This window comes from Streptomyces sp. NPDC002671 (genome assembly GCF_053592475.1).
Genome location: NZ_JBSFVU010000030.1, coordinates 63,352 through 85,616 on the forward strand (window position 1 = coordinate 63,352; position 22,265 = coordinate 85,616).

The following is a 22,265-nucleotide window of genomic DNA, read 5'->3' on the forward strand; positions in this document are numbered from 1 at the left end:
GGACCCCAAGTCGGACGGTCGGATGCCGAGCCCCGATACGGTTCGCCCCCCCTGCGTCCTCACCGCCGCGCGGGATGTCAGAATCCGATGGCCTCACGCAGCAGCAGGACAGTGCCGCGCCCGGGCTGCGGCTCGGCGTTGAGGACGAGCAGACGGTTGACCGCGCTCGGCTGCCCGTAGACCGCCTGGGCGCGCGCGCTTTCCAGCGGGAGGGCGTGCTCCTCGACCCGGCGCAGTGCGGTGCTCAGGTCGGGCACCACCTTCTGCGCCCCGACGATCCAGATCGCCTTTGCGGCGCCGCCTGCGGAGGCGGGCAGCTGGCTGCCGCTGCCCGAGGCTGTGACGAGCGAGCCGGTCTCGGTCACGGCCGCGACGCTGGCCACGAAGACGTCCGGGGTGGCCATCAGCCGGCGGATCTGGTCGGACTCGGTGGCGCGGTCCATCTTCAGCACGCGCGGCCGGATGGCCTGGTAGCGGTCGCCCTCCTCGATGTCCTGCGCGATGCCGGAGAGCCGAAGCGTCTCGCTGGCCCCGGTGAACACGCCCGCGCCCTCCGGTATCAGTTCCTTGACGCGGGCGCGGGCCGCCGCGGCGTCCTCGAGCAGTTCGGCGGTGAAGCCGTTCGCCCGCAGCGCCGCGACCGCCCGGTCCAGCCGCTCGGCGGACGCCGGTGCGCCGAAGTCGTCGGCCGCACCCGTGGCCGACGCGTCCGCCTCAGCGGCATCCGAGGCCAGGCCGGCGTCCCTGGCCTCACCGGAGCCGTGCGGCTGAGCGTCGGGGACGGGCGCGGAACCCCGCAGCGGGGTCGTGTCGACGTACCTGACCTCGTAGACCCGCTCGGCGAACTTCCAACCCTCCGGCGTCCGCTGGTAGCTGTCGTGGTAGACGGCGAAGTTCAGGCCCGAGCGGCCGTCGAGCACCCGCGCGATCTCCTGCATGTAGGTGCGGCCCGTGGCCGTGTCGCCGTCGAGACGGATCGTCCCCGGGTGGCTGTTCTGCACGAAGAAGTCCCACTGGGCCTGCAGGCGTTCGCCTCCGGTCCGGATCTCCTCGCGGCCGACGAACTCGACCGGGATGTTGGGCATGCGCAACACGCCGTCGGGGGTGAACAGCGCGGCGAGGCGGGCTCGGTCGCGCATCATCGCCGCGTCGGTGAACTCGCCGCGCAGCGCCTCGATCTCGACGCGGTCGGCGATCTCCTGAAAGTCGTTCATGTTCGGTGTCCTGTCCTGTGGCTGGTGTGTTCCTCTTCACCCAGTCCGACAACGCAGCCCCGCCGAATGTGAGGCGAACCGCCGACCTCACATTCCACCGCTCTGATTTGTCGTAATGGAGAGGGACCGCGAACGAGGGAGCTGGAGAGCGTATGACCACCCCGTGGCGACAGTCACAGCGGCAGGCGGAGGAGCAACACGACCCGGGCCTGGGCACGATCATGAGCGAGCGGCGACAGTTGCTCAATCTCGCCTACCGGCTGCTCGGGTCTCTGGCCGACGCGGAGGACGCCGTCCAGGAGACCTATATCCGTTGGTACGCGATGTCCCGGGCGCAGCAGGAGGCCGTCGAGTCCCCGGGCGCCTGGCTGACGACGGTGGCCAGCCGTATCTGTCTGAACCTGCTCGGCTCGGCGCGCAGTCGACGGGAGACCTACGTCGGGGAGTGGATCCCGGAACCGCTGCCCGACCCGGCCGAGTGGATCGCCGGGGCGGCGGGCGGCGGGGACCCGGCCGACCGGATCACCCTCGACGAGTCGGTGACCATGGCCTTCCTGGTCGTGTTCGAGTCGTTGACCCCGGCCGAGCGCGTCGCGTTCGTGCTGCACGACATCTTCCGCTACCCGTTCGCCGAGGTGGCCGAGATCGTCGGCCGCAGCCCGGCGGCGTGCCGTCAACTGGCGTCCTCGGCCCGCCGTCGCATCGCCGCGCGGGCGGAGGCGAGCCCGGACGCGGCCCGGCAGGCGAGCGTCGTCCGGCGGTTCAAGGCGGCCTGGGAGGCGCAGGACATCGAGGCTCTGCTCGGCCTGCTCGACCCGGGCGCCACCGCGATCTCCGACGGTGGTGGCCGCGCCATCGCCCACCTGCTGCCGATCGAGGGCGCGGAGCAGATCGCCCACCTCTATGTCACGATCGCCCGGCTCGCGCCGCCCCGAACGATCCTCGAGCGCACCGTCAACGGGCTGCCGGGCCTGGTGATCGAGTCGGCGGGCCGGATCGAGACGGTGTTCGCGTTCGAGGTCGCCGAGGACGACCGGATCACGCACATCTGGGCGGTGCGCAACCCGGACAAGCTCCAGCCGTGGCAGCTGTCCTGACCGTCCCCCGCCGCGAGTGCCGCCCCGGCGGCCTCGGCGATCTCCTGCCTTCGCCGAAGGACGAAGTCCCACACCGTTGAGGGGCGATCTACTCCCCAGCTCGCGCTGAAGCCTGGTCAGGATGCGCTGCACGGTGTGCCGCTGCTTCGATGGAGTTTCCAGATCGTCCAGCAGCCACTGGTCGATCGTCTTCACGAAATCCGTGCCTGAACCCGTTCAACCCGCCAGAAACACGGCCGGGCTCAGGAGAACATGCCGGATGTCGCCGGGTGCAGATCAGCGGATGCTCGTTTGGTTTGCTATACGGAAGAGCTACCGATAGCCGGGGTCGGGCCGTTCGAGCCCGCTGGCGGCCGAGAAGCGCCATGGGGACGCACAGGAGCACCCACAGCACGTGTACTTGGGCAGCCCTCACACAGCTCAGGACGATGCCTGCCAGGCCTACGTTCACCTTGAGATCGGCTTCGGCCGCCAGCCGGTCGTAGTCCCCGTACATGCCATGGCCTGGTCAAGAAAGCCGGAGGGCACGGTCAGCCACGTGGGTCAGATCGCCCGCAATCTTGCTGGCGTCCGACCACTCAACTGTCTCCGCGCCCGCAACCCAGCCAATGACGGCCCCATAGACCTTGAGGAGCACGTCGGTGAGCCTGCGGGTGAGGGTTGCGGCACGAACCTCCAGCACGCTTCCCGTGAGGTAGGCGAGGAAGGCGCCGACCGCGAGAGCCGCTGGCTTCCCCAATTAGGGCCTGTCCCTGCGATCTTGGATATCGAGGGTCGGGACTGTCGGCCGGCGCTTAGGATCAGCCCGTGATCGCTGACGTGCAGTGTGTGGTGTTGGACTGTTCCGAGCCGACGGAACTCGCCGAGTTCTACCAGGCGTTGCTCGGTGGGGCTGTCAATAAGGAGGATCGGCGATGGGCCCTGGGTGACGGCTGGGCGACCTTGCACACGCCGTCCGGACTCGTCCTGGCCTTCCAGCGGGTAGCTGAGTACATGCCGCCGCAGTGGCACGACTCGTCCCGTCCTCAGCAGTTCCATCTTGACTTCGGTGTCGCGGACCTGGACCGAGCCCAGGAACAGGTGCTGGCCTCGGGGGCGAGGGTGCTGGACGAGGGTTCCGGCGAACGGAGCTGGCGCGTCTATGCCGATCCGGCAGGGCATCCGTTCTGCCTGGTGCGGCACTGAGGACAGGGAACTAGCTGCGGTCACGCCAGCGCACGATCATGAGCGGAGCCGGATGAGGAGGGCGGCGGCGGTCACGGTGCCAAGGTAGACATACCCGCGCTTGTCATAGCGGGTGGCCACGGCTCTGAACTGCTTGAGTTTTCCGATGGCTCGTTCCACCGTGTTGCGATCTTTGTACCTTGCTTTCTCGAAGCCCGGAGGCCGCCCGCCGCGTGAACCCCGGCGCAAGCGGGCGGCCTTGTGGTCCTTCTTCTCCGGGATCACGTGCCGGATGCCGCGCTTGCGGAGGTAGGTGCGGATCTTGCGGTTGCCGTATGCCTTGTCGGCGCCCACGCTGTCCGCGCTGCGGCGGGGACGGCCTCGCCCCACGCGGGGAACGTGGATTTTGTCCATGACCGGCTGGAACTGGGTGCAGTCCGCCCGCTGCCCCGGCGTGATGAGCAGGGACAAGGGGCGGCAGCGGCCCTCCGCGGCGACGTGAATCTTTGTGGTCAGTCCGCCGCGGGAGCGGCCGAGGGCCTCCCCCGGCACACCGTGCCGTCGGCTGACCACAGCAAGTGCCGCTTGTGGACGGTCTTCCACGGGCCGAAGCGTTCGGGAAATTCCGGCCACTGCACCCCGGTGCTGAGCCGGTGAATGATTCCGTTGATCACCTGCCGGTGGTCCCGCCACCGGCCGCACCGGTTGTTGCTTACCGGGAGCTGCGGCTCCAACACTGCCCACTCGTCGTCGGTCAGATCCCCCTGCTGAGCATGATCAGAACAACGAGCTACCTGATCGAAGAGACACGGCTTAGGGCTGGGATCAGAATGAGGGCTTCGTCGCTCGGGTATGACGGGCTGTCAGTTCGAGTTGGTACCTGCCGGACAGGGGGTGGGTCCGGCCGAGACGCGTGGTGGGAGCAAGCCGTGGCTGGTCGACGACGCTCTGTGGGAGCGGATCGAGCCGCTGCTGCCGGTGGTCGAGCGGCGTTTCCGGTATCCGGGGCGTCGGCGGATCGATGACCGTCGGGTGCTGTACGGGATCCTGTTCGTGCTGTACACCGGCATCCCGTGGCGGCACCTGCCGCAGGAGCTCGGCTTCGGATCGGGGATGATCTGCTAGCGGCGGCTGCGGGACTGGAACGAGGCCGGGGTGTGGCAGCGCCTGCACGAGCTGCTGCTCGGCGAGCTGCGGGCGGCCGGGACGCTGGACTCCATGTGATTGCCGAGGCGCACGGCATCCCTCTGGCGGTGACCCTGACCGGTGGAAACCGCAACGACGTCACCCAGCTGATCCCGCCGGTCCAGGCGGTTCCGCCGATCCGCGGCCGGAGCGGCCGACCCCTTCGCCGCCCCACCGGATCTACGCCGACCGCTGCTATGACCACGACGTCTACCGCGACAAGGTCCGCCGGCTCGAGATCACCCCGGTCATCGCCCGACGCGGCGCCGAACGCGGCTCCGGCCTCGGAGTCCACCGCTGGGTCGTAGAGGGCGCCATCGCGCTGCTGCACTGGTTCCGGCGCCTGCGCATCCGCTGGGAGATCCGCGACGACATCCACCAAGCCTTCATCACCCTCGGCTGCGCCATCATCTGCTGGCGACGGCTGAAGACCTCGGCCAGTCCTTAGTACTGGGCGTCGTTGTTGCTGCCGAAGTCGGGCACGTCGGCGGACAGCAGGTGTTCGGCGCCGCCTTCGAGGGCCTTGGCCGTCTCGGTGGAGCGGGGGAGCATGGTCTTCTCGTAGGTGCGGATCGCCTCGTCGACGGTGGCGGCGTTCGCGAGAGCGAGGGCGATTTCGCTGGCGTCGAGCATGGCGAGGTTGACGCCGACGCCGAGCGGGGGCATGAGGTGGGCGGCATCTCCGAGCAGGGTCACCGTCGGGTTGTGTTCCCAGGTGTGCGGGACCGGGAGGGCGAAGATCGGGCGGTTGACGTAGGGGCCGTCGTTTTCGGTGATCATCCGGCGGATGCGGGGCGACCAGTGGGCGTACTCGCCCAGGAGCAGGGCGCGGATGCCGTCGGTGTCCTCGACTGTCAGGCCGCTCGTGCTGATCCAGTCGACCGGGACTCGTTGGATGATGTAGACGCGGATGTGGTTTCCGCTGTTGCGCTGGGCGAACAGGCCGCGCTCGCCGTCGGCTGCGTGGGCGCTGCCCTGGCCGACCAGCTCGGCCAGGTCCGGGTGCCGGTTCTCGACGTCTGAGAACCATGCTTCCAGGAAGCTCACCCCTGTGTACTCGGGGACGGCGGGGGACACCGCCGGGCGTACCCGGGAAGAGGCGCCGTCGGCGCCGATGACCAGATCGGTCTGGATGGTCGTGCCGTCGGTGAAGTGCAATTGCCGCGGCCCGTCGTCGGGTCCACTGATCCTGTCGAGGGCGCGGCCCCAGTGCACAGTTCCCGGGTGCAGGGAGTCGAGCAACAGGTTACGCAGCTGGCCGCGGTCGATTTCCGGCTTGAAGAGTTCGTCGGCCGCCGGGACTTCATGGGACTTGATCGTGCCGGTCGGGTCCATCTGCCGCATTTCCTGCCCTTCGGGGCGGGCGAGCTTGAAGAACTCGTCGAGCAGACCGGCTTCGCGCAGGGCGAGCTGACCGTTGTCGGCGTGCAGGTCGAGGGTGCCGCCCTGGTTGCGCGCGTCGGGGCCCCGGTCGCGGTCGTAGACGGTGACCGCTATGCCGCGCTGCTGGAGGATGCGGGCGCAGGTCAGTCCGCCGGGGCCGGCACCGATGATGCTGATGCGTGCCCGGGCGGGTTCTGGGGAGTTCATGGTTGTCCCTTTCAGTCGGCGAAGAGGGGCGAGCAGGCCGGGCGTTGTCGACCTCGGCACCGGCACCGGATGTGCCCCGCAGAGGGCCTCTCACGTGAACAGGTCGGCGCGGCGCAGACGATGACCAGGCCGACGAGGATGTGCCGCTCAGGTGCTCGCGCATATCCATAGAATCAGAGCGAGTAGAAAAGTGCAACGACTCTACTTAGCGACTGATTCGACTATCTAGTACGCTGCAGTCATGACCGTGCCCTCTACCAGCCGCCGCGACCGCAAGAAGGCGGCCACCCGGCAGGCGATCGCCGACGCCGCACTGCAACTCTTCCTGGAGCGCGGCTACGATCAGGTGAGCATCCGTGACATCGCCGACGCCGCCGACGTGTCGACCGCTACGGTGTTCAAGCACTTCAGCGGCAAGGAAGCACTGGTATTCGACCAGGACGAAGACCGAGAGTCACAGCTGATCGCCGCGGTGCGGCAGCGACCCTCCGATCAGAGCATCCTCGATGCCCTCCGACAGCACGTCCTGGACACCTGGCCGTCGATCGAGGCACATCCTCAGGCGGCCGAGTTCACCAACCTGGTGAACTCAACGCCGGTGCTGCGCGCCTACGCCGAACGCATGTGGACCCGCTACACCGACAGCCTCAGCGCAGTCATCGCCGACGAGTTCGGCGTGGAGCACGACAACCTCGCATGTGTGGCTCTTGCTCGATTTGTACTCGAGATCCCGGTGCTTGCTCGCGGCCGGCAGGACCGCCGGGCCGCCGTCGAGGCAATCTTCGACATCCTCACCCACGGCTGGGAGCCGCCAAGCAAACCGCCCGCGCCGTAGCACCTGGACCGTTTCCTGGGCCCGTCTTCGACCAGCCTCGGCTTGCCCCACTACGCGTATCGGTCGCACTCACCCCCTGCCTGGCAACGAGAACTGACATCCCGTCATTCCCAAACGGCAAGCACCTCATTCTGACCCCAGTCCTTAGTCCACCACGTCGTAGAGCGGCTTCAGGTTGCCCTGGGCTTCGGCCTTGGTCGGGATCCTGTCGCCCAGGATCGGATGGAGGGATAGGGCGTAGAGGTATGCGGTCGCCAGTGGGGTGGGAATGTCCCGGCTGCGGCCCGGGGCCGCCTCGCCCGCCCGCACGGGGGGTACGGCGAGGCGGCGGCTTCGGAATCAGGGAAGGAGGACGACCTTGCCCTCGTTGCGGCGTGCTTCGATGTCGGCGTGGGCCTGCGCGGCCTCCGCCAGGGGGTAGGCCCGCCACACCGGGACGTCGAGCTTGCCGGCGGCGATCAAGTCGGCCAGTTGCGGAAGGGCCTCCGGAAACCGGTCGGCCGGGTCCATTCCGGTAAAGAGCACCCCGTGCTGGGCGAAGGACGGGTCCGCGATGGTGATGACCCGCCCGGCGTCGCCGACCAGGGCGACGGACTCGGCGAGCACGCCCGCACCTGAGGCGTCGAACACGAAGTCCATCCCGCCCGGAGCCGCGGCCTTCACGCGCTCCACCCAGCCCTCGCCGTAGCGGACGGTGGTGGCGCCGAGGCCGCTGACGCGCTCGATGTCCTGCTCGGCGACGGTGCCGACCACGGCGATACCGCGCGCGGCGGCCAGCTGCACCGCGATGGTGCCGACACTTCCGCCCGCACCGTGGATCAGCAGCGTCTGCCCCGGCTGCACGCCGAGGTGCTTGATCGCCCGGTAGGCAGCCTCACCGACCGTGATCATCGCGGCCGCGGTCTCGAACGACAGCTCCTTGGGCTTGGCGAACGGCCGGCCCAGCAGCGCGTACTCGCTGTAGCCGCCGACCGAGGCGACGCCGAGGACCTCGTCGCCGACCGCGAAGCTCGTACCCTCGCCGACCTTGTCGACCACACCGGCGACGTCCCAGCCCGGGACCATCGGGAACTCGACGGGGAAGACGCCCTGCATCATCCCCGCACGAATCCGCACGTCGATCGGGTTCACAGCACTCGCCCGCACGCGGACGCGGACCTGGCCCGCACCAGGCTCCGGCGTCGGGACCTCCGAGAGCCTCAGCACGCCGGGCGCACCGTACTCGGAGAAAGTGATCGCAGTGGACATCAGGAACTCCCGGAAGAAAGGAAACGTACACACCCTGAATCACTCAGTGCGTGTGATTGCCCTTCCGGTGTATCACACAGCACGTGTGATTGATGAAGCCCAGCAACTGTGGCGCTCATCACACATGACGTATGATTCTTGGATAGAATGGCTTCATGTCCTCCACGCCCGTCCATCGCCGGCAACCGACGTTGAGCAACCCGCGCGTCCAGCGCACCCGCGCCCGCATCCTGACCGTCGCGCGTGAGCTGCTGCCCGAGGTCGGGCCGACCGGACTGACCTATGCCCTGCTGGCCGAGCGGGCCGACGTCACCCGCCAGACCCTCTACCGGCACTGGCCCAACCGTGCCGCCCTGCTCTTCGACCTCATCCTCGAAGGGCCCGACTTCGGCGATTACCCCGAACCGGGCAGCGACGTGCGCGCTGTGGCCACCGCCTGGCTGAAAAGCCTGCGCAACGGCATCAGCGACCCCGCCATCCGTACCGCCGTCCTCGCCGTCACCGCCCAGGCAGATCACGACCCCGACAGCGCCCAGGCCCTTGTCCGCATCGGCGAGGACCGGCACGCGGCCCTGAACAAACTGCTGGAACCCTCCGGCGTCCAGATCGACGACGACGAATACACGATGCTCTACGGGCCCGTCCTCGCCCGGCTCTTCCTCGACCGCGGCCAGGTCACCGACACCTTCATCAATGCCGTCGTCACCCAGTGGCTCGCCAGCCTGGAACGTGAGGGCGCCCTGCCGCAGCCACACACCCCGACCAAAACCTGATCACAGACGCGTGGCCGAGACCGGACCGCCGCGCCGCCCAGAACAGCTGTTTACGCCGGGGGCCGCGTCGCGATGAACCTTGGGGAGGGGTATCACGCTTCGCACTCGCAGAAATGAGCAGTTCTGAGAGACCGAGACCCCCCGCCGGACCGCATCCGGTTTGTCCCTGATCTTCGTTATCCAGGAGCACAACGCCTTGGTGGAAGGCACGTTGATCTATGGGGCCAGGCACAAGGGGAGAGCCGGCGCATCAGGGAGTTGGTCGGGGCAGCGGTGTCGGCAGGTGTCACGTGGGCCGAGCTGGGACGTCTGCTGAGCGGTATCGAGGACGATCCGCCGCCGAACGGGCTTGTGGCGAGCGTGCCTTCCGGCGCTGATGAGGGTGCGTGCGCGGAAGGACCGGACACACAACCTCATGTTGCCGCACAAGGCGTGGGGACCGGGCCCCGGGTGTTGGCCGGCGGGCTGGTGCCCGAAGGCACCCCGGCGCTGCTGTTCCAGGCCTACTTGGTCGTTTCGAAGAGCGCACAGCAGGAGATGACTTCGCGTGATCTTGCCGTGGCGCTCGGATGGAACCAGAACACCATCGGCCCCGATCTGTGCGCACTGCTTCGTAAGGTCGGCGTGGAACGGTCCAACGGCGGGAAGATCAGGGCTCGCTATGCGGGTAACAGGAAGCCGCTTCCCGGCTTCACCACCGCCTGTCTGCGGCAGGCCCTCGACGCGTACGCCGCGAGGGCGTCGGAGTCGCCGGTGGCTCTCGCATAGAAGCGTCGGCCGGTGCCCGTAGCCCGGGCAGGCACGCCACGGCCGACCGCGGCGGAAGCCATCGAATCAGATGGGTTCACAGGTGGGCGGGATCGCTGCGCTGGTCACCTCGGATACGAGAAGCGAAGTGCACCGGAACGAGCGCCAAGGCCCAGGGGTGTTCCCATGCGCGGCGGGAACAGCCAGTCTGGCTCGCGCTGTTGCACTGACCGAGGGACCGGCGCCGCGCGACGGGGAACAGGAAGACCAAAAGGTCGTCCGCCCCGACGCGACCCGGGCCCCCGGGTCCGCGGTACGCCCGCCGCGGACCCGGACCGAGGCCTTTTCACACAGGAGGACTGTTTCATGAATGACCGGCCCTTGACACTCATGGCGGTTCACGCCCACCCCGACGATGAGGCCACTGGAACGGGAGGTGTCCTCGCGCGGTACGCGGCGGAGGGCATCCGCACGGTCCTCGTGACGTGCACAGACGGCGGTTGCGGCGACGGACCAGGGGGTGTCAAGCCGGGCGATCCCGGTCACGATCCGGCGGCCGTCGCCTTGATGCGGCGTCAAGAACTCAAGGCAAGCTGTGACGTCCTGAAGGTCAGTAATCTGGAGATGCTGAACTACGCCGACTCCGGGATGATGGGCTGGCCGACCAACGACGCCCCCGGATCCTTCTGGCAGACCTCCGTGGAGGAGGGCGCTGCCCGACTCGCGGAACTCTTGCGGCGCTACCAACCCGATGTGGTCGTGACCTACGACGAGAACGGCTTCTACGGCCACCCCGACCACATCCAGGCCAACCGCATCACGATGGCGGCGCTGGCGATGACCGCGCTGACACCGAAGGTGTACTGGACGACGGCGCCCCGCTCGATGATGCAGCGATTCGGGGAGGCCATGCGCGAGTTCGGTGGGGACTGGCAGGAGCCGGATCCCGCTGAAGCCGCCGCGATGGCCGAGATCGGACTCCCCGATGAGGAGATCACCACCTGGGTGGACACCACCGCGTTCGGCGGTCAGAAGTTCGATGCGCTGGCCGCGCACGCCAGCCAGGGCGAGAACATCTTCTTCCTCAAGATGGGCCAGGAGAGGTTCACCGAGTTGATGGGCGTGGAGACCTTCGTACGTGTCCGGGACACCACCGGCGCGGCCGTGCCCGAGAACGACCTCTTCGCCGGACTGCGCTGATCCGCCCGCCTACCCGGGGGCCACGAAGAGGGGCACGATCGCTCACTCCGAGGGCCCCCGGTCCGTCACCCCGGCGCTTCTTCTCCCGCTTGAACGAGGGCCGCAGCAGTTCGGTGCCACGCATGGCGAGATCGGTCTCGAACTCCTTGGAGGCAAAGCCCTTGTCTGCGATCAGCAGCAGAGCCGACCGCTCGGCCACCAGATCGGGGTCCAGGTCGAGCATGGCCTGAAGCACTTCGCGCTCGTCCAGCTCCGGGTTCGCCAGTGCCGACAGGATCGGCATGCCGACCGGGGTGCACACCAGGTACAGACGCAGGCCCCAGAAGACCCGGGAATGGGAGACGCCGTACCCGTATCCGGCCCAGCCGGCCAGCTCTGACCCATTCACCGTCGGCCGCGACATCCCGCACAGCACTGGCGTGGAGTCCACGATCCAGTGGGTGTCGAACCCGAAGTCCGTGTCGACGGTGAGCATCCGTATCGGCTTCTTCACCAGCGGCAACGCGGCTCTGAGGCGCTTATTGTACCCAGGCTGCTGTGGCAGATACGGGAACATCGACGCCAGGTGCCTGTTCGCGTACCGCAGCCAGCGCGTCTCAGAGTGGAAGCCGAGCAGGGCCTGGGCGACTGCGAGGGTGACCAGTTCGGAGTCGGTCAGCTGCGGTGGCCTGCCCATCCATCGGCATGTCTCCAGCTCGTCGTCGATCTTCACGTACAGTGCGGTCAGTAGGGTGTTCAGGTCGTTCGTCACACAATGATCTTGGATAGTCTGCTCGTGATCCCCGGCGCCATTCAGGCGGTTCCGCCACTCGAACCGTCCACTCTTCCGAACTCCCGAGCGGACAGGCCGAAGACGAGACCGCCGACCAGGAACCAGGGATTCCACAGCACCAGCGTCCACAGCCGCTGTTCCGGACTTACGTCTGCCTCCTGGCCCGCTGTGTCGGTCAACAACAGCATCTCAACCGCGATGCACCGCACCAGCAGTACAGCGCAAACAGACCAGCCCAGAGCCTTGACCACCCGTCCGGCCAGGCCACGAGGCCGCGGCCGGGCGAGAAGCCATCCCAGCACACCGCCGACAAGGCACAGCACCCCCACACCCCACAAGCCCACCGCCACGAACCACGCCGGGCGTTCCGCGGCCAGGGGCCCCGCCGAGACACTCAGACCCCAGTTGCCGCCCAGCGCCCAGTAGAAATGAAGCGTGGCGAAGGCGACCGCCCAGGCGCACGCGATACGCCCCCACACCCCCGCCGTTGTCCTGCCCTGCCGATCTTCGTGCATAGCGAGGAGCATGCCACTGCCGTGGCACGCCACCACGAGAAGGGTGCGGATCCTTTGAAGGGAACGCCGCCTCGGTCTCACAGTTGCCGGTCAGAGGAGCTTGCCATGGGGCTCCTCAGGGTTGCTGCGCACCCCCGCGCGGCCGGTGAACGGCCTCGCGGTCGGGCGGGAGGACGATGCGGGCCGTGCCACCGGCCAGGTCGATACGCGTGTGCGGCGGGGCACCGTCGTCCTGGTCATCGCGGCGGTTCGCCTCATGTTGCTGCTGCTCGATCTCGATCGATTTGTTGCCGTTGAATACCAGGTCGAATTCGTTGAACGCGGATCCTGTCAAGGGGCGGTGCTCAGGACCGTGGCCTCGGTGGAGGACACTGCGCCGCTTGAATCGTCGCATCATCAACTCGGCCGCGCCGCAGACGAACAGGAGAAAGGCCAGCGCCGGAAGCGCGGCGCCCCACATAGCCAGCATGCGGGAGAAACGCGGCGCCTGTGCCGGAAGTTCCCGCGCCTTAGTTCGAGCCCCCAGCGCGCCCGCCACTCAGTTGGCCGTCGCAGGCGATCAAACACATCGGACTTGATCGTCTTGAGGTTCGGCTGGAACGGGCCGGGACCGGACTGCTGGTACGGGATCACCTAGCCCTGAACCCGCCACCACCCGCCCCGCTTCGACGCCCGCTCCGGTAACAGCGGCTCGATGCACGCCCATTAGGCATCACTCGACGACACAACAGACCAACGATCCGATGATCTGGCAGAAGCGGCCCTACAGATGCGATTCCAAAGCGGCATAGACCCTCCGCCACGCGTCCGCCCCGGCCTGCGGGTCGTAGTCGTCCGGGCGGTCTGCACAGGCGAAGCCGTGCCGGGCGCCCGGGTAGGTCACCAGCTCGTGCGGCACCTTGGCCTCGGTGAGTCGCTGCTCGGCCTGCTCCCACTCCTCGGCCGGGATGATGTGGTCCAGCTCGCCGCGAAAGCCCAGCAGGAATGCGCTGCCCGCGGCGATCCGCTCGCTGGTCTCCAACGGAGGCACCGGGCCGACCAGCGGGAAGCCGCTGTTCAGCAGCCAACCCGGGTAGAACACCGCGACCAACTCGAAGCTCAGCTCAGTCGCCGCCCGCACCGCGATGTGCCCGCCCATACTCAGGCCGAGGAAGGCCACGCCCCGCTCCCCGGCTTCAGTGCGCGCCGCCGCCAGCGCCGCAGAGGCGTCAGCCACCAACTCGTCCCGATCCAGCGCGCGCATCAGCACCAAGCCGTCCTCGCGCTCCTCGGCGGAGTAGCCGAGCTCGGTGCGGCGAGCGCTGCGCCAGTAGTAGTCGGGCGCCAGCGCAACGTACCCGGCCGCCGCCAACTCCGCGCAGGTGTCGCGGACGTAGGCGTTCACTCCGTAAAGCTCGGAGCAGACCACCACGGCGCCCCGCACCTCACCCACCGGTCGGTGCACGTACGCCTCGATGCCGCCCGCTTTGCCGAGTCTCTCCCACTGACCAGTCATCAGTCCCCCATGCCTCGATTGCTCAACGACGACGCAATCCTAGCCCCGCCCCACTCGGCGGCCAGGGCCTCCACCAGCAGCAGGCCGCGCCCCTCCACGGCCTCCAATTCGTATGATTTCAGCTTGAGTCGGTCTCTGGGGTGGTCGGTGCCGGCGGGGTGAGGGTGAACAGGCCGGGTTCGGGTTCTGGTTCGGTGAGGATGCCGCGGTTGACCAGGCATTTCAGCTTGGCGCGCATGCCTTCGGTGTGCCGTGGCTCGGTGCCGAGGCCAAGGGCACGACAGACATCCCTGGCGCGCAGCCCGTCGGCCGGCCGCGTCTCGTAGTCCCCGCACGAGTCTGCGGTGGAGCAGGAGGGTGCCGAACGTCTGCTCCACCACCCACCTTTCGGTTCCGGGGTGAACCCTCTTGCCCCGGGCTTACGTTGGACGTTCTCCACGTCGATGCCGAGGCGCGCGCCGTGCTCGACCACGGCCTGCTTGAACCCGGCATCCACCCAGCCCTTGGTCACCGTGGGTGCGGTGGCGGCGACCTTGTCCGGCAGGGCGATGCCGAACGCGTTGTCGTGCACGCTCGCGGTGACCACGACCACGGCGATGATCAGGCCGAGCACGTCGGTGGCGATGCCCCTCTTGCGGCCCGGGCTCCTCTTGCCCGTAACCAGCCCGGTCGTCTCCTTCGGCGCGTTCACCGAGGCCCGCACCGTTGACCGAGGGGTGCCCCGCCTTCCAGGCCGTGATGACTGGCCGGATCAGCTCTCATGCCTCATCCGGCAGATCACTCGGGTACGGTTGGCGCCCACTCACGCTTCCCAGCAGACCGCACCCCCAGCCGACCGGGAAGCCGCGGAAACGGACAACCCACACTCAAGCGCAACGAGAACCGTCGAACTCTTCCTCGTCGCATTCCAGCGCGCGGCGGGCCGGGACCTGGTGGCTGAAGCCGTGCCGGTGCAGCATGTGCGCGGTGGCCGGCAGGGTCATGCTCTTGTGGAAGCGGCGCCCGATCAGCGTTTTGATCCGGGCCAGCATCCAGGTCTGGTCCGGCCGGCCGTGCGCGACCGGCCCCTTGGCCAGCTCCTGCTCGAGCACCGCAAACAGCGAGCGTTTTCCAACCTCAAACTGAGCAGGTCAGGCGCAGCGCAGCACACCGCACAGGTTGGAGAAACTCACCGAGTGGGCGCCTCGGCGAGCGACAGGCTGTTCCCGTCGGGGTCCAGCACGACGACGTGGCGCACGCCATTGCTGTAGGTCTCGACCGGTTCGTGGTCGATCCCGTGTGCGGCGAGTCGGGCCAGGATGTCGTCGAGGTCGTTCACGCCGAGCGTGATCATGGCTCCGCCTACTCGCTCAGCGCGCATGTCCCGATCGTCAACGACAACCCATGCGTTCTCACCGAGCTGCCACAGGTATTCCTCGCCGATGATCTCGTCCGCTGGGCGCCCGAAGAACGCCTCGAACCACTCCAGTGCCTTGATCCGATCACTCACGCACATGATGCTGTACAGGTCCACTCGGATCACTCCTCACAGTCGTTTCGGAAGTTGGACCACTCCCGTGACCAAAACTCATCGGAGGAAGGTAGCCCGGTTCTCCACAAGGAAGTTGAGGGCAGGTGCCGTTGGAGTCGCCGCACCCTCACTGAACCTTTCCAACCTGCGCGGCGTGCAGGGTGAGGATGGCCTGGACGAGGCTCGTGATGCGGGTGGTCGAGCAGCGCAGTTTGCGCAGAAGCCGCCAGGACTTGAGGGTGGCGATGGCCTGTTCGACGAGGGCCCGGATCTTGGCGTGGGAACGGTTGACCGCCTGCTGGCCTGTGGACAGGGTCTCCCACCGGCCCCAGTAGTTGAAGCCCACAGCAGACGTCCGGAAGGGTCGGCGATGACCTGCACGTTCATCCCGTGTTTCCTGTGCTTGCCGGAATAGAAGGGCTGGTCGGCGGCGATCCGGTCGACCGGCAGAAGGATGCCGTCCAGTAGGACGTACGCCTTCGTCGAGGCTGCCCGGGCCGCCTCGGCCAGGCTCGGGGCGAGTGAGGCCAGGAGCTCGACGGCTTCGGTGATGTAGCGGTAGGCGGTGGTGGTGCCGATACCGAACCCGGCCGCTAGCTGGGCGTAGGGGTGGCCGTTGCGAAGGTGGGAGAGGGTGAGCAGGGCCTGCCGGCCGGCGCTCAGGCGCCGCCAGCGGTGCCGAGCACGCGGCGATGCTCCCCCAGGCGAACGGTGAGGAAGCGCAAAGCAGAGCTGGACAGGTCCAGCCCGGACGGGTAAACAAGCACACGAAGCCTCCGGTGGAGACGGTTTCCCAGGGCGAATGACTCGGCCGCCTGCATCCGGATGTGCTCGCGAAAGGCCCGTCGCTCCGCGGTCAGCCCGCCCCCTTGTGGATACCTCATGTGACCGGCCTACTGCGACAACCACGGCTTGTCAGCCCCCGCGACATCACGCCAACAAGGTCAGTGGTGGGGGGTCGGGCTGGCACAGCGCTCCACTTGGCCATTCGGAGACACGGCCGTCTCGGCCGGCCCCACGGCTGGGTCAGCCCGGCTTGACCGCCAGCGTCGCAAAATAGTTCGACATGTATTGAGCGGATGCGTTGGATTGGTGCGGCGCTTCCGCGAAGCCGGTGAGGACGAACCCCGCGGCAAGTTGCCCGCCGATCTGGTCGGTGAGGGTGTGGCTGTATTCAAGAGCGGCATCCGCGCCGAACTTCGTGGCGCGTTCCTCGGCGGAGTACTGCGTGACATCGCTGTAGGGCAGCTTGTGCACGACGATCAGCTCGCCGCGCTCGTCGAGCGCCTCGTGGTCGAACAAGTACACATCAGGGTTGAGGAAGCCCACGAGCAGAGTTCCGCCCGGTCGCAGGGCGCGGAAGCACTCACGCCACACCGCTGCCAAGTCTGGTACGAATAGGTTGGAGACCGGATGGAATACGACGTCGAATGTTGCGTCGCCGAAGGCGCTGAGGTCGCGCATGTCGCCTAGGACGGTGCGCAGCTCGAGTCCGTCGCGCGCCGCCACCATCTGGTCCTGGCCGAGCTGGCGGGGTGAGTTGTCGAATACGGTGACCCGCGCCCCTGCGGCGGCGAGGATCGGACCCTGCTGGCCACCGCCGGAGGCCAGGCACAACACGTCCTTGCCGGTCAGGTCCGTCGGCAGCCAGGAGCGGTCGACTGGCTCACGCCCGATGAGAACAATCGACCAGTCGCCCATGCGGGCGCGCTCGACATCCTCAGCACTCACCGGCCTCGACCACTCGTTGCCCTCTTGGACATACTTGTCCCAGGCTGCCCGATTGTGGGCAACCGGGTCGACAACAATGTCCTGCACGTTTAACTCCCTGCTACAGCCAAGCGGACACCTGCGGTACTGACAGTTCGGTGCCGCTAGCCAACACGATTGCAGGGTGCGGGCTCAACGAAATTAGCGGGCATCGAGGTGTCCACGGGCTCGACGGGTGGCCGCGCAGCGGGTGCGTAAGCGCTGGTTGCCGGGGTTGCGGAAGCCGTAGGCGTCGCGGGCGATTGTCTTGATGACCCGGTTGGTGCCTTCGGAGCCGGCGTTGGTGATCCCGGTGTGCAGGAACGCAAGGATCTCTGGCCACCGTGTCTCGACGGTTGTGGCTAGGCGCTGCAGTTCGGGAAGGTCGGCGTCGGCGCATCGGCGGTAGAACCGGTACAGCAGATCGCGGACCTGTTTCCGGTCCGGGCGGGTCCGGGCGGTGGCAAGCAGGTCCAGGAGGTCTTCCTTGGCGTTCCACGCGACGGTGATCGGCGCGCCGATCACCCAGGGCAGGTTGGACAGCTCGTCGAGGAGGGCGTCGACGTGCTCGCCGCGCATCCGGGCGGGGGAGCGGGTGAGCCGGTTGCGCAGTTCCCACTCGCGGTTGCCCTTGCGGCCGCGGTGGGTCACGGTGACCCGGCGGCGGACCTCGGTGAGGTCTGGTTCGCCAGCTGCACCAGGTGGAAGTGGTCCACGACCAGGGTGGCCTGCGGCAGGACCCGGCGGATCGCCGACTTGAAGATCGTGCACATGTCGATCGCGACGTACTGGACCGCGTCGCGCCAGGCTTGGTCGCGGTCGGCCAGCCAGGCGATGACCGCCTGGGCGGTGCGGCCTTCGACCTGCCCGAGCAGGCCCTGCTTGCCGGACAGGTCGACGAAGCCGACGTGCCAACGGTCCACGGCGGTCTGCCAGATCCCGGTGGCCTCGTCGGGGATCCATCTCGGCCGGCCTCGGCGGATCTCGTCGATACCGAGCGCCTGCACCGGCTCGGGCTGGGCCGGCAGCACCGGCTCGGGCTGGGCCGGCAGCACCGCCCGGGCGTGACTGGTGAACGCCGCCGCAACGACCGGCCAGGAGAGCGCATAGTCGCGGGCCGCCTGGACGACCGTGCGGCCCTGATCGGCCACCGCCGCCCCGGCCGCAGCCCGTAATCGTGTGGCTAGCCGCTTACGTGGCGGTACTGGCGGGACCGACTCGGTGAACGAGCGACGCTGGCACGCCAGCTCGTCACAACGCCAGCGGCGCTTGGCCCACACCAGCCGTGGTCGGCGGCCGCCGACCGATAGGTCACGCGGCCGGGTCACCCGCCGGCCCTTCGACCGCCGCGCCCGGGCGCCGCAGTCTGGGCAGTGGCGTGCCCGCTCATCAGCGGTGACCAGGTGCACCACCGGCCCGTCGGTGTCGTCGGCGACCCCGACCACGGCCAGGCCGTCAAGGCCCAACAACCGCGTCGTATCGTTTGCCACGTCCGTAGCTCTTCTGTTGTGATCATCTTGCTTCGACAACAACATGATCTACGAGAGCTGCCGGCATCTATCGGTCAGGGTCCACAGTGGAACCCCGTCCGGCGCTCAAACCCCCACCAATTTCCAAGAGCCCACATGAGGCAGTGCCTAGTAGTGCTTGGTCAGGTTGATATCGGTTCTGGCATGTCGCGGTGACAGGTGAGGCAGGCGTCGGTCCAGAGCGCGAGGAGTAGCTGCAGTTCGCGGGTGACCCGGTAGAGGCTCAGGCCGGCGCCGTCTCTTTTGGTGGCCCGCTTCATCTCGCGGTAGTTGTTATCTACCGCGACTGCGGCCAGGTGGCCAGCACGCCGGTGATCTCCTCGTCGATGAGGGTCAGGCGTGCATCGGGCATGCTGCCGTACTCGCCGACCCAGCGCCGGAATGTGCCGCGCGCGGTCTCCTCCCGGTTCCACCAGCCGTGCTGCACCGGCCGGCCGCCGATGGCGAGCGGCAGGTGGTAGCGGCCGATGCTGGTCATGCGAGCTCCTGCGAGGCGTTGGGGGAGCGTCGCGTACAGTGCGGTGCCGCGGGCCTAACGGTCCAGGTTCTCAGCCCGACCTGCGGGGTCCTTTCGTCTTGTCCGCCGCCGAGCCGGCGGAACGGGCTCCGCGGCCGTCCCATCCGGAAGGAAAGCGCATGGCTCTGCAGATTCTGCGGGCGCAGGAGAGAACACCCGCCCCGTGGAAGAACGGCGGAGGTGTCACCTCCGAGGTGGCCGCCCGCCCGGAGGGGGCGGGGACCGGCGATTTCGTCTGGCGTGTCAGCCTTGCCGATGTCGCGCAGAGCGGACCGTTCTCCGTCTTCGAGGGCGTAGACAGGATCATCACCATCGTCGACGGTCCCGGCATGGCCTTGACGGTCGACGGCGCCCCGCACGTGATGGCCACCCCGTACGAGCCATTCGCCTTCTCCGGTGACTCCGGCACTCTGTGCGAGCTGCTCGGCGCTCCGATCGTCGACTTCAACGTCATGGTGCGGCGCGCCGAGGCGACTGCGCGGGTCCGGATCGTGCGCGACCGCGTCACGGTGCGGCCGGAAGCCGGAACGTGCGTGCTGGCAGTGGTTCTTCAAGGGGCGGCCTCCCTTGGCCGGCAGTCCGTCCGACTCGACCGCCTGGATGCCGTACTGCTCGCCGAGGGGGACAACGACGACATCGGCGTCGACGGGGTTCTCGCAGTGGTCACCATCGCCGACCGTGGATCAGACTGACCCGGCATCAACATGCTCCGCCGGTACTCCTTTACCCTCTCCGACCTGCCTGGGGGTGCGTGAGTCCGCAGTGCGGGTACTCGTGAACGTCCCCAGCCGGTGCCAGGGGTCACCATCCATCACGCCGCCGAACTTCCCCGGTAACCGGCCTTGTTTCAAAGGTCGCTGGGACTGCAGACCGTGGTCCAGTTGTTCTTGATGGCACTGCGGGCGGCGGTGAGGCAGGCGGCGAGCTGGGGCCCGCTGGTCGACGGCTACGCCTGCGGCTGTCTTGGCGTGGGCGCGGCGGTGCTGTCCGGAGCGCAGATCGATGGTCCAGCCGCCAAGGGTGAAGCGTTCCTTCCGCCCACTACCGCTGCCAGCGATAGAGGGCGGGGCCATGCGGAGGGAGACGATCGCCCGCCTGGCAAAGTGAGCGGCGTGCGATTGGAGCTCCGAGCCCGACTCCCGCGGCGCCGACCTGCGCCACGCCGGAGGCTCGTCCCCCATGGCGAGTTCACCGGCCAACACCGAGACCAGGCGTGGGTCGGTGCCGCGCAGCGCGCTCGCGGCAAGGACAGTTCCCAGCCGTACAGGAGGGGCCGGTGGCGCTCGGGATTGCACGTCAGCACGTCCCCGCCCGTCGGGATCTTCGCTGTCACCGGATCGGCATCAACAGTGCGGCAGGTGCTGTGCATGGGATCGTGGACGGGTGGCACACACTGACGCGGCGACGATTTCAAGCGCCCTCTTCCACTACACGAGCCCCGCATGCTGGGACGAGATCCGCACGTCTGGCTTCATCGACACCACATCCCATGCGGCAGACCACATGGACAGCCGGTCTGGACAGGCGTGGCTGACCGACGGCCCCCCGGAGGCCACCGGACTTCAGGACGCGGGCCGGACCGTCGTCAGGATCTGCGTCGCCCCGGCGCCATCGGTGTTCTACTGGCCGCTGTGGCGCGAACTGTGCAGCAACCGGGCGGCGGTGGAAGCCGCCGGCGGCGACCCGGCGGCCTGGTACCTCAGCGATCAGCCCATCACGGCAGAACACTGGGGCGAAGTCATAATCATGGAGACCTGCGAGGTGCTGCTCAATCCGAACACAGCATCGCCACCGGTCTCGTCGTGGGCGCCCATGCCCACCCCGGCACGCATCGCAGCGGCGGCTCGCAGGCTAGACGAGCTCAGGCCACGGGAGCCGTATCGTGCCTGGCGCATCGATCAGCAGATCGCGAACCTGAGGATCATGGTCGACCAAGGCGAGACCCAACAGCGGCAGCGGGCGGCATGGCGGACGCTGAAGGCCGGAATCGCCGCCTTCCCGGATGCGCAGCAAGACCCGCAGTGACGGACGACAGCCCCACAGCGGGCTGTCACGTACAGCTGCGCGTCTGACGTGCGTCGCGCGCGCCAGACGGCGGTGCACACAGGGGCCGCTAGGCGCCACCCTCCCTCCGGGAACAGCGGCACGGCAAGCGGCAGGGCGATGGCCGCCCCGAGCCCGGTGGCTCAGCACACCAGGATCTGCCACGACCGCGAGCCCAGGGTCCACCAGGCCCGCAACCGGCACCATCGGTCAATCATGAGACCACGGTGGCGAGTTGGGGCCGACTGCGCCCACGCTGCTCCGCCTGGCGGGGCGGGCGCCGAGATGCCCACACGACCGCGTTGTGGAACGTGCCGTATTAGCACCCTGCAGCGCGCCGATCCGATACGGGACGCGGCCTTCGTTGGGTGATCAAGAACGGTCAGCCAACCAGTCCATCTGCACAATCCCAGCTCACAGCCCTACTCGCTGCGCAGAAAGACCGGCCGCCGACAGCGGCCCGCAGACTCAGCCCGTTGTGGCCGAGAGTCCGTCGTCGCCCGGGCGAGCCGGCCGGTCATGCTCCGCACGCGCCGCCTCCAGCAGCCTGCGCCAGGAGCTCACCGTCGGCCGGCGCCGCAGCAGAGCCCGCCGTTCCCGCTCGGTCATCCCGCCCCAGATCCCGTGCTCGATCCGGTTGTCGAGGGCGTAGGCAAGGCACTCGGTCCGCACCACGCAGCCCGTGCACATCGCCTTCGCCCCGTGCTGCGCGGCTCCTTCGACGAACAGTTCGTCCGGATCGGCCGCACGGCATGCCGCGTGCTCGCTCCACTCCTCATCCGCGCCCACCCTGTTGCCGTCCCCTCTCCCCGAACCGGCCCGCCCCGCTCCCCCACCTGCGGAACACGCAGTTGAGACCGTACGACAACCGGCCCCGCGTGGGGAACACCGCTCTCGGGCAGCCATCCCATCGGGTGACAGCCCATCACCGAGTGACACCGGCATGCAGATTCGCAGCTGAGCATGACCGAGCGGGCCGGAGCAAAATGTCCCTCCCCTCGTAGCGTGAAGACCGTGACTGCAGGGGAAGTTGGGAGTCATGGCGGAGAAGCGACGGAAGTTCGATCCGGAGTTCCGTGAGG

General features: G+C 68.1%; 22 protein-coding genes and 6 pseudogenes. 9 read left to right on the plus strand and 19 right to left on the minus strand.

Annotated features, from left to right (window positions below; all coding sequences use genetic code 11):
* Positions 1–77: 77 nt before the first annotated feature.
* Positions 78–1,214, minus strand: a complete 1,137-nt coding sequence (locus ACWD35_RS35015) for an LUD domain-containing protein (protein ID WP_451355381.1) — start codon at positions 1,212–1,214, stop codon at positions 78–80.
* Between the two features lie 152 nt (positions 1,215–1,366).
* On the opposite strand from ACWD35_RS35015, the gene sigJ reads away from it, so the two are divergent.
* A complete protein-coding gene (gene sigJ, locus ACWD35_RS35020) occupies positions 1,367–2,311 on the plus strand; it encodes an RNA polymerase sigma factor SigJ (RefSeq protein ID WP_451355382.1) in 945 nt (314 codons plus the stop codon).
* A gap of 508 nt (positions 2,312–2,819) precedes the next feature.
* Here sigJ and ACWD35_RS35025 read toward each other — a convergent pair.
* A complete protein-coding gene (locus ACWD35_RS35025) occupies positions 2,820–3,050 on the minus strand; it encodes a hypothetical protein (protein WP_451355383.1) in 231 nt (76 codons plus the stop codon).
* 68 nt (positions 3,051–3,118) lie between these two features.
* Here ACWD35_RS35025 and ACWD35_RS35030 point away from each other — a divergent pair, with 68 nt between their 5' ends.
* On the plus strand, positions 3,119–3,496 hold the full coding sequence (locus ACWD35_RS35030; protein ID WP_451355384.1) for a VOC family protein: 378 nt from the start codon (positions 3,119–3,121) through the stop codon (positions 3,494–3,496).
* Between the two features lie 36 nt (positions 3,497–3,532).
* On the opposite strand, the pseudogene ACWD35_RS35035 reads toward ACWD35_RS35030, so the two are convergent.
* Positions 3,533–4,233, minus strand: a pseudogene (locus ACWD35_RS35035) (IS5 family transposase).
* A 94-nt stretch (positions 4,234–4,327) separates the two neighbouring features.
* Here ACWD35_RS35035 and ACWD35_RS35040 point away from each other — a divergent pair.
* A pseudogene (locus ACWD35_RS35040) lies at positions 4,328–5,108 on the plus strand (transposase).
* Here ACWD35_RS35040 and ACWD35_RS35045 read toward each other — a convergent pair.
* Complete coding sequence (locus ACWD35_RS35045; protein ID WP_451355385.1) at positions 5,105–6,250, minus strand: FAD-dependent oxidoreductase; 1,146 nt, start codon at positions 6,248–6,250, stop codon at positions 5,105–5,107. The pseudogene ACWD35_RS35040 and the gene ACWD35_RS35045 overlap by 4 nt on opposite strands.
* A gap of 241 nt (positions 6,251–6,491) precedes the next feature.
* Between ACWD35_RS35045 and ACWD35_RS35050 the strand changes: the two genes are divergently transcribed.
* Positions 6,492–7,085, plus strand: coding sequence for a TetR/AcrR family transcriptional regulator (locus tag ACWD35_RS35050; protein WP_451355386.1), 594 nt, complete (start codon positions 6,492–6,494; stop codon positions 7,083–7,085).
* Between the two features lie 339 nt (positions 7,086–7,424).
* Here the strand turns inward: ACWD35_RS35050 and ACWD35_RS35055 are convergent, their stop codons facing one another.
* Positions 7,425–8,333 (minus strand): NADP-dependent oxidoreductase, encoded by a 909-nt coding sequence (locus ACWD35_RS35055; protein ID WP_451355387.1) that lies wholly within the window; start codon positions 8,331–8,333, stop codon positions 7,425–7,427.
* Positions 8,334–8,488: 155 nt separating this feature from the next.
* Here ACWD35_RS35055 and ACWD35_RS35060 point away from each other — a divergent pair, with 155 nt between their 5' ends.
* From ACWD35_RS35060 to ACWD35_RS35070, 3 genes are all read left to right on the plus strand, one after another.
* A complete protein-coding gene (locus tag ACWD35_RS35060) occupies positions 8,489–9,106 on the plus strand; it encodes a TetR/AcrR family transcriptional regulator (RefSeq protein WP_451355388.1) in 618 nt (205 codons plus the stop codon).
* 273 nt (positions 9,107–9,379) lie between these two features.
* A complete protein-coding gene (locus ACWD35_RS35065; protein ID WP_451355389.1) occupies positions 9,380–9,874 on the plus strand; it encodes a hypothetical protein in 495 nt (164 codons plus the stop codon).
* Positions 9,875–10,219: 345 nt separating this feature from the next.
* Positions 10,220–11,053, plus strand: coding sequence for a PIG-L family deacetylase (locus tag ACWD35_RS35070; RefSeq protein ID WP_451355390.1), 834 nt, complete (start codon positions 10,220–10,222; stop codon positions 11,051–11,053).
* A gap of 64 nt (positions 11,054–11,117) precedes the next feature.
* Here ACWD35_RS35070 and ACWD35_RS35075 read toward each other — a convergent pair.
* The 13 genes and pseudogenes from ACWD35_RS35075 to ACWD35_RS35135 form a co-directional block, all read right to left on the minus strand.
* Positions 11,118–11,804, minus strand: a pseudogene (locus tag ACWD35_RS35075) (IS982 family transposase); the annotation flags it as partial.
* Positions 11,805–11,845: 41 nt separating this feature from the next.
* Positions 11,846–12,340: a DUF3995 domain-containing protein gene (locus ACWD35_RS35080; RefSeq protein WP_451355391.1), complete on the minus strand. Its 495-nt coding sequence runs from the start codon at positions 12,338–12,340 to the stop codon at positions 11,846–11,848.
* Positions 12,341–12,455: 115 nt separating this feature from the next.
* Positions 12,456–12,809: a DUF6191 domain-containing protein gene (locus ACWD35_RS35085; RefSeq protein ID WP_451355392.1), complete on the minus strand. Its 354-nt coding sequence runs from the start codon at positions 12,807–12,809 to the stop codon at positions 12,456–12,458.
* Positions 12,810–13,103: 294 nt separating this feature from the next.
* The gene (locus ACWD35_RS35090) at positions 13,104–13,835 is read right to left on the minus strand and encodes a dienelactone hydrolase family protein (RefSeq protein WP_451355393.1); all 732 of its coding nucleotides are present in this window, start codon (positions 13,833–13,835) and stop codon (positions 13,104–13,106) included.
* Positions 13,836–13,953: 118 nt separating this feature from the next.
* The gene (locus ACWD35_RS35095; RefSeq protein ID WP_451355394.1) at positions 13,954–14,526 is read right to left on the minus strand and encodes a transposase; all 573 of its coding nucleotides are present in this window, start codon (positions 14,524–14,526) and stop codon (positions 13,954–13,956) included.
* A 190-nt stretch (positions 14,527–14,716) separates the two neighbouring features.
* Positions 14,717–14,938 (minus strand): annotated as a pseudogene (locus ACWD35_RS35100) (helix-turn-helix domain-containing protein); the annotation flags it as partial.
* 65 nt (positions 14,939–15,003) lie between these two features.
* Positions 15,004–15,324: a VOC family protein gene (locus ACWD35_RS35105; RefSeq protein ID WP_451355395.1), complete on the minus strand. Its 321-nt coding sequence runs from the start codon at positions 15,322–15,324 to the stop codon at positions 15,004–15,006.
* Between the two features lie 148 nt (positions 15,325–15,472).
* A pseudogene (locus ACWD35_RS35110) lies at positions 15,473–16,112 on the minus strand (transposase family protein).
* Positions 16,104–16,229, minus strand: a pseudogene (locus ACWD35_RS35115) (IS630 family transposase); the annotation flags it as partial. The pseudogenes ACWD35_RS35110 and ACWD35_RS35115, both read right to left, overlap by 9 nt.
* 142 nt (positions 16,230–16,371) lie before the next feature.
* The gene (locus ACWD35_RS35120) at positions 16,372–17,163 is read right to left on the minus strand and encodes a class I SAM-dependent methyltransferase (RefSeq protein WP_451355396.1); all 792 of its coding nucleotides are present in this window, start codon (positions 17,161–17,163) and stop codon (positions 16,372–16,374) included.
* A gap of 93 nt (positions 17,164–17,256) precedes the next feature.
* Positions 17,257–17,745, minus strand: coding sequence for a transposase (locus ACWD35_RS35125; RefSeq protein ID WP_451355397.1), 489 nt, complete (start codon positions 17,743–17,745; stop codon positions 17,257–17,259).
* Entirely contained in the window at positions 17,742–18,584 is an 843-nt protein-coding gene (locus ACWD35_RS35130; RefSeq protein ID WP_451355398.1) for a transposase, read from the minus strand. The genes ACWD35_RS35125 and ACWD35_RS35130 overlap by 4 nt, the downstream gene beginning before the upstream one ends.
* 316 nt (positions 18,585–18,900) lie before the next feature.
* On the minus strand, positions 18,901–19,101 hold the full coding sequence (locus tag ACWD35_RS35135) for a hypothetical protein (RefSeq protein WP_451355399.1): 201 nt from the start codon (positions 19,099–19,101) through the stop codon (positions 18,901–18,903).
* A 158-nt stretch (positions 19,102–19,259) separates the two neighbouring features.
* Here ACWD35_RS35135 and ACWD35_RS35140 point away from each other — a divergent pair, with 158 nt between their 5' ends.
* On the plus strand, positions 19,260–19,832 hold the full coding sequence (locus ACWD35_RS35140; RefSeq protein ID WP_451355400.1) for a HutD/Ves family protein: 573 nt from the start codon (positions 19,260–19,262) through the stop codon (positions 19,830–19,832).
* A gap of 691 nt (positions 19,833–20,523) precedes the next feature.
* Entirely contained in the window at positions 20,524–21,165 is a 642-nt protein-coding gene (locus ACWD35_RS35145; protein ID WP_451355401.1) for a hypothetical protein, read from the plus strand.
* A gap of 486 nt (positions 21,166–21,651) precedes the next feature.
* Here ACWD35_RS35145 and ACWD35_RS35150 read toward each other — a convergent pair whose 3' ends face one another.
* Complete coding sequence (locus ACWD35_RS35150) at positions 21,652–21,972, minus strand: WhiB family transcriptional regulator (RefSeq protein WP_451355402.1); 321 nt, start codon at positions 21,970–21,972, stop codon at positions 21,652–21,654.
* Positions 21,973–22,265: the final 293 nt, after the last annotated feature.